The 10,937-nt window shown below is 71.6% G+C and carries 8 protein-coding genes; 2 read left to right on the forward strand and 6 right to left on the reverse strand.

What is annotated here, in order from left to right; translation table 11 throughout:
• Positions 1-206: 206 nt before the first annotated feature.
• Positions 207-1,061, forward strand: a complete 855-nt coding sequence (locus NBZ85_RS20380; protein ID WP_308205021.1) for an HNH endonuclease — start codon at positions 207-209, stop codon at positions 1,059-1,061.
• A 38-nt stretch (positions 1,062-1,099) separates the two neighbouring features.
• Here NBZ85_RS20380 and NBZ85_RS20385 read toward each other — a convergent pair whose 3' ends face one another.
• The 6 genes from NBZ85_RS20385 to NBZ85_RS20410 all read right to left on the reverse strand — a co-directional run bounded on the left by NBZ85_RS20385 (position 1,100) and on the right by NBZ85_RS20410 (position 9,527).
• The gene (locus NBZ85_RS20385) at positions 1,100-4,519 is read right to left on the reverse strand and encodes an AAA family ATPase (RefSeq protein ID WP_261562419.1); all 3,420 of its coding nucleotides are present in this window, start codon (positions 4,517-4,519) and stop codon (positions 1,100-1,102) included.
• The gene (locus tag NBZ85_RS20390) at positions 4,516-5,223 is read right to left on the reverse strand and encodes a hypothetical protein (protein WP_261558042.1); all 708 of its coding nucleotides are present in this window, start codon (positions 5,221-5,223) and stop codon (positions 4,516-4,518) included. Before NBZ85_RS20390 ends, NBZ85_RS20385 begins: the two co-directional genes overlap by 4 nt.
• A gap of 22 nt (positions 5,224-5,245) precedes the next feature.
• A complete protein-coding gene (locus NBZ85_RS20395) occupies positions 5,246-6,373 on the reverse strand; it encodes a hypothetical protein (protein WP_261562420.1) in 1,128 nt (375 codons plus the stop codon).
• Positions 6,370-6,900, reverse strand: coding sequence for a DUF4365 domain-containing protein (locus NBZ85_RS20400; protein ID WP_261562421.1), 531 nt, complete (start codon positions 6,898-6,900; stop codon positions 6,370-6,372). Before NBZ85_RS20400 ends, NBZ85_RS20395 begins: the two co-directional genes overlap by 4 nt.
• 278 nt (positions 6,901-7,178) lie before the next feature.
• Entirely contained in the window at positions 7,179-7,943 is a 765-nt protein-coding gene (locus tag NBZ85_RS20405; RefSeq protein WP_261558039.1) for an SDR family NAD(P)-dependent oxidoreductase, read from the reverse strand.
• Positions 7,944-8,150: 207 nt separating this feature from the next.
• Positions 8,151-9,527, reverse strand: a complete 1,377-nt coding sequence (locus NBZ85_RS20410; RefSeq protein ID WP_261558038.1) for a M20/M25/M40 family metallo-hydrolase — start codon at positions 9,525-9,527, stop codon at positions 8,151-8,153.
• A gap of 119 nt (positions 9,528-9,646) precedes the next feature.
• Between NBZ85_RS20410 and NBZ85_RS20415 the strand changes: the two genes are divergently transcribed.
• Positions 9,647-10,741: an NAD-dependent epimerase/dehydratase family protein gene (locus NBZ85_RS20415; protein ID WP_261558037.1), complete on the forward strand. Its 1,095-nt coding sequence runs from the start codon at positions 9,647-9,649 to the stop codon at positions 10,739-10,741.
• Positions 10,742-10,937 lie beyond the last annotated feature (196 nt).

Raw genomic sequence — 10,937 nt, forward strand, 5'->3', positions numbered from 1 at the left:
CCCTCCCCCGATATTGCCGTCGCCGGCAGCGGCAAACCCGCCCGGATCTGCGGCACGTCCGGTCGCTGTCCGCAGGCGTCGGCGTCGGCGTCGGCGTCCGATCGACGTCAGTTGCTGCCAGGCACTCCGCGTGCCGCAGCGGATATGGCAGATTGCGGACGGATCGCGAGCCCCGGCCATGCATAATCTGGCGGTTGGCCGCGTGGGTGGCGCCGTCCGATCGGACGCCGCGCACCGCCGCTGCCTGCCGCAACGACGTGGGTCTGGCTCGATGGGTGCTGTCACGATGCTTCCACGCCGTGCCGCGGGCCGCGGGCGAGGCGGTCTTCCGTTCGGCGGGGCTCGGCCACCTCCAGCGGATCGTGACCTTCGCCTTCGGCGACGGGATCATCGAGGACAGCGAGGCCGCGTTCTTCGAGAACGAGGCGCGCCGGCTGGGCCTGCACGACCCGGCCGTCGAGGAGATGCGCCGCTGGCTGCGTCGCGGGCTGGAACTCTCCCGGATCCGCGGCGGTCAACTCCCCCGGGTGCACTCGACCACGCTGCACCTCGAGCTCGACGAGCTTGTCCACCTGGACGTCGGCACGGTCCAGGTCCGCCAGCTCGCCAGCGGTCCCCGCGAGACGCCGGGGCGGCTCGTCGCGAGCAGCCGCAAGCTGCGTTTCCTCGGCCGGGCCGGCGGCGGCAACGAGATCGCCTGGCAGAAGATCGTCGAGGTCACGGCAGGGCACGGCGGCGTCGATATCGCGGCGACGACGAGCCGGGGCGGCGGGACATACCGGGTCGACGATCCTGACTATGTGGCGGCCGTGCTGTCCGGTGCGCTACGGGTCGCCCGACGCCTGGTGATCGCGCCCGGGGCCCGCGACAGCCGTGCCGTCCCCCAGGCGGTGAAGGCCGCGGTCTGGCAGCGCGACGGCGGCGCCTGCGTCCAGTGCCGGGCCACCGAGTACCTGGAATTCGACCACGTCATCCCGCACAGCCGCAGCGGCGCGACGAGCGTGAACAACCTCCAGCTCCTGTGCTGCCGCTGCAACCAGGAAAAGGGCGCCCGGATCTGACCACCAGGCCGTGAGCTCTCTTCGCGGGTGGATCCGAACTACGGACGCCCGGTTCCCCGTCTCGCCCTTTCGACGACCTCCTCGGCGGTGAGCGGGCTGGCGGGATGGTAGGTCAGGCATTGAGGCGCCTGCGTGAGCACGAACGACATCCCGTCACTGGTGACGAAGAACTGCCCACGTTCCAGCCGGCCGATCCGGTCCACGTTGCCCCCCTTGGCGCGGGCCATCTCCCGGGCAGCGCTGACATGGGCGGGACTGTTCAGCTTGCCGAAGAACTGGGTGGTCGCGTTTCCGACGATGCGGCTGTGTACGCCCTTCGGCGCCTGGGTGGCGAAGACCAGGCCGAGTCCGTACTTGCGAGCCTGGGCGGCGAGGGTCAGCGTGCTCGCCAGAGCCGGCGGCCGGCCGTCGGGCGGCGCCAACGTCTGCGCCTCGTCGATCACGTACAGGCCGCCGAGGGGCTTGTCGATGGCTGGGTGCCGTCTGACCCAGGTGAACAAGGCGGTCTGGAGCTGGCTGACGAATCCGGCTCGCTGCAGGTCGTCGCCCAGCCCGACCATGCTGATCACCGAGACTCGGGCCCGCTTGCCGGGCGCGGGGGTGAGCAGCACACCCGGATCGGCGGTCTCCCCGACTCCGGCGAACTGTCGGTCGTTGACCATCGCGGCGTCCAGTGCGTCGGCGATGTCGACGGCAGTCTGTTCCGCCTTGTTCTGATTACTCACGTCCAGTGGAAGGTCCCGCAGGAGCGCGATAAGCGCCGGCAGGCCGCCGCCGCCCGGCTGAGCGCCGCCCTGCCGGCCAAAGTGGCGCAGGGCCGCCGTCAGCACGGCCCGGATCTTCCTGGCCCGTGTCGTGGACCCGTCCGCACCGACACGAGGAGCCAGCTCGCCGACTGCGAGATCGATCGCGGCCTCGAAGGCATCCGGATCGTCCCGTACCGCGGCGAGGTCCGGCAGCGGCTGGAAGACGAGCGGCCGGCCGCGGGTCAGCCCGGGCGTCCACACCACCACGTCCGTGGTCTGCAGGTACTCGGCCGCCCGAGCCGCATCGCCCGCTTCCCAGCCGTCCGGCGGACTCGGCCACGGATCCCCGAGCCGGGCGAGATCGTTGTTCGGATCGAGGACGATGGACGAGACACCCCGCAGTGCACACTCTTCCACCAGTCTGCGTAGCAGCACCGTCTTCCCCGATCCGCTTCCGGCGAACACCACAGCGTGCTTTCGCAGCGTCGCCAGCTCGATCTCGATCGCCGTCTGCTCCCGCAGTGCGACGCCCACGCGAATCGCGGTGGACCGGGTGGAGTCGGTGGACCGGGTGGAGTCGGCGGACCGGGTGGAGTCGGCGGACCGGGTGGAGTCGGCGGACCGAGACGGGACGGAGTCGACCAGGTCGCCAGGCTCGATCGGTCCCCCGTCGCCGTGCCGCGTCATGGGGTCGCTGGGGGGCTCGGCCCTCGTCGCCGCATCGCCCGGCGAGGGATCGCGGCCGGGCCCGCCGCCCGCGGCGGACGGCATCCCCGGGACACCGCGGAACACCTCAGCGACGAGCTCCGTCCCGGAAGCCGGACGGCGAGTCATCAGCCAGTCGTCGAGGTCGGGGTGGCGTTCGGTCAGCATCGTCTGGAGTGCCGAGAAGACCCGCACGTCGTCGGCGGACAGCGGCACTGATCGGCCGCCGCTGTCGACCAGGAGCTGGCGTTGGAGCTCGTTCTTCTGGCCGCCCGGCCAGCCGTGGTTGCGAAGCACGATCAGGGTCCGGTGCGAGACCTGCGGACCGATGCCGGCCGCGCTGCAGGCGTGACGCAACGCGGCGACGGTGGACCGGGGATCGGTGGCCGCAATGGCCCGGAACGCCCAGTGCTCCTGCTCCTCGGTGTTCCCGTCGAGCAGGCGGCGAAGCCGGGCATGCACATCGGCGCGACGGCCGGGCGGGGGGTCGACCGAGAGAGACCGGCCCCCCTCCCCGAGCTCTCTGACCCAGGCGATCAGCCCGGCTGTCAGCAGCGGGGGGACGACGATGCTCTCCAGACGGTGGTCATAGACGGTCCGGACGTCGGCCCGCGCGCGCAGCTCGGCGAACCGCGCGTCCAGCGACGCGAAGCTGGCCAGGTCATCCTGACCGGACCGGACCTGCCGCGGCTCCGGCAGCTCGTCGGGGGACGCCCCGCCGTCCCCCACCGGTGCGTCCTCGAAGGTACGCAGCTCGTGGACGGCTTCGGCGCGCAGGCACGCGTCGAGATGGGCACCGATCCGCTGCAGCAGCACCCGTGGGGTGTGGCCGGGTGCCGTGTCGAACGCGTCCGGCGCTATCGGCCACGTCGGATGCGGCGGCCCGAAGCCGACGTCGGCGAAGCACGGAGCGAACCGGTGCTCGACCAGGCGGTGCGCCGTGGCGGAGTCGGAGATGGTGTTGAGGACCTGTGCGGTGGTGAACCGGTCCTGCACCGTTTCCACCGCCTGCTCCCGGACCCGACGCCAGGAGGTCGGCAGGCAGGCGACCAGGCACAGGGTGCGGCGGGTCACCTGGCGCAACGCCATCAGACCGCCTGCGGTCTGCTCGATGAGGGCGGCCGCCGCCTCCGCCGTAGGCGACCCAGCCGACTCCCCTTCCCGGCCTTGGTTCGAGCCGGTCGCCGATACGGCCTTCGCCGTGTGCTCCATGAACGAGTCGATCTGGTCGACGGCAATCACGCTCGGACCGGTGACCGCCAGGATCCGGCTCAGCTCCGCAACAATGTCCTGCGGGCCTTTGAGCCGTCTACTCATCCCCCAGGCGTCCCGATATCCGTATTCCGCCTCCGGTGTGGACAGCAGATGGTTGTTTCCGATCGTCACGGCTGCCGACTCCGGCGAACCGTAGAGCACGAGTGCCCGCAGGGTGTCCGAGCAGACGGTCACGAGCTGCCGATGCCGGCGTCGCAGACCGTCGAGCAGGCCGTCCAGGTCAACCCGGGTGCACGGGACGTCGCCGACTACCGCCGCCGTCGTCGGCTTGTCCAGGACGGCCACGTCGGCGAGCCGCCGCAACAGTTCGGAAAGCTGTGTCGGCGAGCCGAGTGCCTCCGCGCGCCCCGCCGGGACGAGGTCCGACTGCTCGCGTCCCAGATCCTCCACCATCGCCCTCGCGACCAGCGACCAGAATTCGCCGACGACGGAGAAGTCGATCAGGAAGAAGTAACCGCCGCGGCTCTGAACCTGTCGGCGGACCCAGCCGAGAAGGTGCGTCTTTCCTGCCCCGCCCTCGCCTTGGACGACCACTCCGAGTGGGCTACCCACGGCCTCCGCCGCCGCCGCGTCGAGCCCGTCCAGGATGGAGCGTTCCGCGTCGCGGTGCAGGCCCTCTATGTGGTAACGGGACGAGACCCAGACGTGCTCCGACATGGGCGCCCAGTTCAGCCCGGACCTCAACGCCCGAAGGACACGGCGCTCCTGATCGTTCATGTCCCGGGCGGTCATCGAGCGGAGATCGACAACAGGTGCTTGTACTTTCCACCGATCCGGACGGCCGCATCCCGGTCGGCCGCGGTCAACGCCCGCTGGTCGGCCTCCGGCACGATGTGCACGTCGGGACTGCGTTCCATCGTCTGCAGGGTCGCGTCGACCTCCGCGCGGGACAGCCCGGTCAGCCGTCCGCGTACGGCAGTGAGCTGCACCCAGTCTCCGGGGGCGGCGGTCAGCGTCCAGTACGCATCCCGGATCCGCGTTTCCAGGTCCGCGGCCGCGGGTTCCGGCCCGCCCTCGGCCGGAGCAGCACCATCCGCCGGCCTGCTGCCGGCCGGCACGTCACCGGCCGGCACGAACTGCGGAACCGCCTCCAGGCTCACGAAATCGGCCAGGCTGAGATCGGCGCGGTCGAGAAAGCGACGGATCAGCGGGAGAACCAGGTAGAACGCCCGTCCCAGCGGCTGGGTCCGCGCCGGAGCAGCCGCCGAAAGCTCCTCGTCGCACCATCTCCACCCGGCCTCGGTCAGCTCATGGTGGAGCAGGCGCCCCCTTTTCACGCTGGTCACCAGGCCGAGCGCGTTGACCCGCCGGCGTGGTTCGCCCTCGAGAGGCAGGGCGCCGCGCTCCCGCAGCTCGGCGTTGGACGCTGCACCCCCCAACGCCATCAGGGCGAGGAGCCGTGCTTTCTCCGGGGTGCCAAGGTCCGGCAGTGCCATAACTTTTTCCTCCTGTTCTCTTTCACGGCAGCACCGTGAGACCGCCGGGGCCGGCGACCAGTTCCAGGCGCCCGGCCACGGTCGCGAGTTCGCCCTCGGCGAGCACGCGGCGCCCATCGCGGTGGGCCGCAATGGCCAGGTCGTACGCGGGGCCTTCGGCCAGCCGCACCCACAGGGACCGCTGGCTGTCGCTGCCTCGGCCCATCACCACCTCGCCCCGCACCTGCACGCGGAACCGGTCGTTCCGGCCGTCGTCGAAGAGGGCTCCGATCACACCGGTGACCGCAGCCGAGCCGGTCAGACGCAGCCCCCGCAGGTGATTCGCCGCTCGCTTCAGGACGCCCTTCAGATCGGGTGGGAACGCCACCGCCCGCGCCGCGTTCGGTGCCGCAACCCCACGCCCCCAGCGGAAACCGATTTCGAACGGTCGGCTTTCGGCGGCATCGGCTACCTGAGCCAGGGCGGCGCACAGGTTGGCCGACACTCCGGCGGTGATGGTCGCATCGAAGACCGCCAGGTCGGCGGTGGACCGTGCCGTGCTCGCCGCGTCCCGGGCACTGAGCAGCGCACCCTGGGCTAGCGTCAGCACCTGCCGGCCGAAGGGTTCCGCGAGCGGCGCGACTCCAGGCGAGTCTGCCTCCACCGAGTCCGGCGGGCGCCCCAGCGGGACACGGACCGTCAATGGCTCGTCGGTCGTGGGAAAGGGGGCGAGGAGCACCCGTGCCAGCAGGGCACGTACCTCGCGCGGGAAGGGGCCTCCGAAGGCGACATGCGGGCCGGCGAGGGCCGCCCGGGCGGCCGCACCGAGCAGATCACGGGCCCCGCCCAGCAAGGTCAGCCCGGTCAGCAGGCCGAGGGCAGCGCCGTCGCCATTCCGAGCCGGAAGGCGGTACCACTGAAGGTCGGTCATCGGGGTCGCGATGTCGGCGGCGACGGCGTCCCGGGACCGACCCTCGACCGCGGCAAGGACCGCCAGCAGTTCCCTGAACCGTGGCTCGGCATCACCCATGCCGTCGCGACCGGGTACGAGCACCTCGTGTTCACCGTCGTGGGCCCAGATGGATGCGCCCCGCCACGCGCCCGGCTGCCGCGACCATCCGGCGGCGGCGAGATAGCTGAGGATGTCGCGGACCGTCGGCGTCGCGGTCACGACGCCTGAAGGCAGCGGGGGTCGTCCGGGGCCGCACAGGCATGCACGAGTCTGCGCAGGGACGACACGGTCAGCACGTTGCCCACGGGGACACGGATCCGCGGGCCACGCCGGCGGGCCGGCTCGCGCAGCGGGGTCGCGCCGTCGAACCCATGAAAGTAGGCAAGCCGACGCAACAACAACCCGTCCGTGTCAATTCTTGTGTATGAGTCGGAATCCGGCGGCACGATGACGATGACCAGAAAACGGGGGACGACGAACGGGCCGTCGACCAACTTGTTGTATTGGACTCCGTCCAACCCGTCGTACAGGAACTCACCACCGGACACCTGCGGTTTCGACCAGGACTTCACCTGTACTTCGACCGTGGGCGAAGAAACCAGGCCGGACCGCCCAGGATAACGAAAGCCTAGGTCGACCCCGTCGAGATCCGGTTCGGGCCGATAGATGAGGAGCCCGGCCGCGGCCGCGAGCGCACGAACGTAGTTCTCGGCAAACGTGCCCTGATGATTCCAACGATCCAGCACATCCGCCTCCCCCGAACCGATGGCTGCTGGCGGGAAGCAGCTTACATCGCTGTCCGATCAGACCGGCGACGAACGAGGGACCTTACGGATCCGTGCGACGACCTGTGACAGGTAAACGGCTGATTCCACCGCGGCATCTTCGCCTCGGCTGGGTATCTGCGCTGGTCAGCCTGTTCGAAACGTGGAGAACCCAGGTCGCCCGCCGACCGAAACGATCAAAGATCGAATACGCAGCGTGACAGACCCAGGTCCGCCGCCAGGCTCGTCAGGGAAGGGCGTCAGCGCATCATCAGGGTGCCGCCGTCGACCGGGAAGATCTGGCCGGTCATGAAGCGGGCGCCGTCGCTGGCGAGGAAGGCGAGCACGGGGACGAAGTCGCGCTGGACGTCGCCGAGCTTCCCGCCGATCGGAATCTGCCGCTGCAGGTCGGCGTCGTGCGCGGCGAGCTGCTCGGCGGTCATCGAGGCACGGGTCCGCTCGTACATCGGCGTCGTGATCGCCGGGGCGATCGCGTTCACGGTGATGCCCTGCTTGGCCCATTCGACGGCGACGGTGCGGGTCCAGGCGACGACAGCGCCCTTGCTCGCGGCGTAGGCGGCCTTGTTCGGGTAGCCGAGCACGCCGGCGGCGGAGGCGAAGTTGATGATCTGGCCGCCGTGCTCCCGCAGGTGGGTGAATGCGGCCTGGTTGGTGAGCAAAGTGCCGGTGGCGTTGACCGCCATGATCTTGTTCCAGTGGTCGACGCTGAGCTCGGCGGCCGGCGCGGCGGGCGCGATGCCCGCGGCGTGGATGAGGACGTCCAGGCCGCCGAGGTGGGCGACGGCCTTCGCCAACGCGGTGTCGACCGAGTCCTTGTCCGTCACGTCGCAGGGCAGGAAGCGGGCGCCGGCCTGCGCGGCGATCTGCTCGCCCGGGTCGGCGGTGATGTCGAGCGAGACGACCTCCGCGCCGAGACCGGGTAGCGCCTGCACGAGCCCCGCGCCCATGCCGCTGGCCCCGCCTGTGATCACGATGCGCCGTGCGTCAAGCCTTACCGCTGCCATGAGACCGTCTCCCGCGTCCGTCCTGAGCCGTCGTCCGGTCACGCGGCCGCCTGGTCCGACGCACAGCCCGGCCAGCGACACATCCCGGACGTTTCCTCTGGACGCTACTCCGTGCACCGATACGCCCGCACACCTCGGACGCCTCCGGACGCAGGTGACGGCCACTTCCCCGGGCCCGGCGGGTCAGGGGTTCAGCGGGTCATCGGGTCAGGGGCGCTCGTGCCCGCCTGCGGCGAGCTGGGCGAAGTAGTGGGCGAACATCTTGGTGCCGCCGGCGGCCTGAACCCAGTCGTAGTGCTCGTTCGGCGCGTGATAGCCGTGGCTGGGCAGGCTGAGGCCGAGCAGGATCACCGGGGCCTGCAGGTAGCGGTCCATGGTGAGCACGGCTCCGATCGAGCCGCCCTCGCGGACGAACGCGGGGGTGACGCCGAAGGCGTACTCGACGGCGGCGCGGGCGGCGTCGGCATGCGGGCCGATGTGCGGGCCGAGGTAGGCGGGCAGGGCGGCTTCGAGTTCGACGCGGGCGTCGGGGTGGCGGCGCTGGATGAAGTCGCGGACCAGCTCGAACACGGCGTGCGGTTCCTGGTGGGGGACGATGCGGGAGCTGAGCTTGACGCCGGCGCGCGGCGGGATGACGGTCTTCACCCCCGGGCCGGTGTAGCCGCCGGTGAAGCCGTGCACCTCGAACGTCGGTTCACCCATGATCCGCGTGAGGACGGAGCGGATGTCGGTGGTGCGCATCGAGGTCAGGCCGTGCATCGCCATGAACGCGGCGACGTCGAAGCCGGACGCGACGAAGCTGTCGATCTCGGCGTCGGTCACCGGGGCGACGGCGTCGGCGAAGCCGGGGATGAGGACGCGCCCGGTCGCCGGATCCAGGCACTCGGCCACGATCTGGGCAAGTTCGGCCAGCGGGTTGCGGGCCGGGCCGCCGGTGAGGCCGGAGTGGGTGTCGTTGGTCCCGGTCTCGATGGTCACCTCGAAGGTGACCAGGCCGCGCAGGCCGTAGTCGATGGCGGGCCGGCCGGCGGCGATCCACACCGTGTCGGAGACGAGCACGGAGTCGGTGGCCAGCCGCGGCAGCTCCTGGCGGACGAAGCCCTCGAAGTTGGGGCTGCCGATCTCCTCCTCCAGCTCCCAGACGAAGGCGATGTTGACCGGCAGCTCGCGGGCGATCACGTACTGGGCGGCCTGCAACGCGGTGAGGGCGGGGCCCTTGTCGTCGGTGCTGCCGCGACCGGCGTAGCGGTCCCCGGAGATGGTCAGGTGGAACGGCTCGGTGTCCCACTGCGCCGGGTCGGCGGGCTGGACGTCGAGATGGTTGTAGATCGTGACGGTGGGACAGTCTGCACCGGCGATGTGCTCGGCGTGGACGACGGGATTGCCGGGGGTGGGCACGATCCGGGCGGCGAGGCCGGCGTCCGTCAGCAGCGTCGCGGCGAGGTCGGCCGTGCGCCCGATGTCGGGCTGGTGGGCGGGATCGGCGCTGACGCCGGGAATCCCGACGAGGCGGGCGAGCCGATCCTCGAACTCGGGGCGGCGGGCGGCGAGGTAGTCATCGAGCTGAGCGAGAGCGTCGGCCACGACGTGGATCGTACGTACACCGCGCGGTTCGGCCGGGCGCCGCGCAGTTCGTGGGCGATCCGCGTAGATGGGCCGGTCCTGGCGCGGGTTGATGGCCGCCGGCGGGGCACGGGACCAGGATGCGTGTCGCCATCGTCGGAGCATCCGGCAACATCGGTTTTCATCTGGTCCGCGAGCTGGAGGCCGACCCTCGGGTCGAGGAGATCGTCGCGATCGCCCGCCGCCCGCCGCCCGGTCCGCGGCGGGGCAAGGTCCGCTGGCTGGCGCTCGACATCTCGCGCCCCGGGGCCTTCGGTGAGCTGGAGAAGGCGTTCCGGGGCTGCACGTCGGTCGTGCACCTGGCCTGGCTGATCCAGCCCGAGCGGGCGGCGGTCGCCACGGAGGCCACCAACGTCGCGGGGAGCGAACGTGTGTTCGCGGCGGCGCTGGCCACCGGGGTCCCGACGCTCGTGTACGCGTCGTCAGTTGGCGCCTACCGCCCTCGGGAGTCCAGCCGGCCGGTCGGCGAGAACTGGCCGACCACGGGGATCGAGACGTCGCCGTACAGCGTCCAGAAGGCCACCGTGGAACGTCTGCTGGACAGCCTCGAAGCCGATCATCCGGGGATCAGGGTGGCCCGGCTGCGCCCGGGGATCGTGCTGTCCGCCGCCGCCGCGCAGTCGCAGGCCCGGTACTTCCTCGGCCCGCTGGCGCCGCCGGGCCTGCTGCGCCTGCTCGGCGCCGGCGAGGGGCGGCTGCCGGTCGTCCCCGCCGTGCGCGGGTTGACGTTCCAGGTGGTGCACTCCCGCGATGCCGCCGCCGCCTTCGCCGCCGCCGCCACCAGCGCGCAGGCCCGCGGCGCCTACAACATCGCCGTGAACCCGCCGGTCACCCCGCAGACGCTGCCCGGCATGCTCGGCGGGCGCGGTGTCGCGCTGCCGCCGGCATTGGTGCGCGCTGCGGTCGGCGCCGCCTACCGGGCCCGGCTGGCGCCGGTCAGCCCCGGCTGGATCGACCTCGCCCGCGGCGTGCCGATCATGGATACGAGCCGGGCCCGCCGGGAGCTCGGCTGGGTTCCCTCCGCCGAAACCGGCGCGGTCCTGCGTGAATGGCTCGTCGGCGCCAGCACGGGCCGGGGCGACGAGACGCCGGTCCTGCGGGGCGCCGCCGGCTGGCTCGATCACGCCCGCGGCGCCCGCCGGGCCCTGTCCGGCCGCAGCGGCGGCAGGATCTGAGGCGCCGCCGACCACCCAGCGCGGCAGGGGGCGCGGGCAGGACACGCCGACGGCCGCAGGGCAGGGCACGCCGACGGCCTGGGTGGAGCCGGGGTTTACCCGCGGCGCGTCTACCTGCGGCGCAGGGCGTCGCGGGCCCGGTCGACCAGGGACGCGAACGGGCCGACCGCCCACTGGGCCAGGGGGGAACCCACCG

This window comes from Frankia tisae (genome assembly GCF_025403405.1).
In the GTDB taxonomy this organism is placed as follows: domain Bacteria; phylum Actinomycetota; class Actinomycetes; order Frankiales; family Frankiaceae; genus Frankia; species Frankia tisai.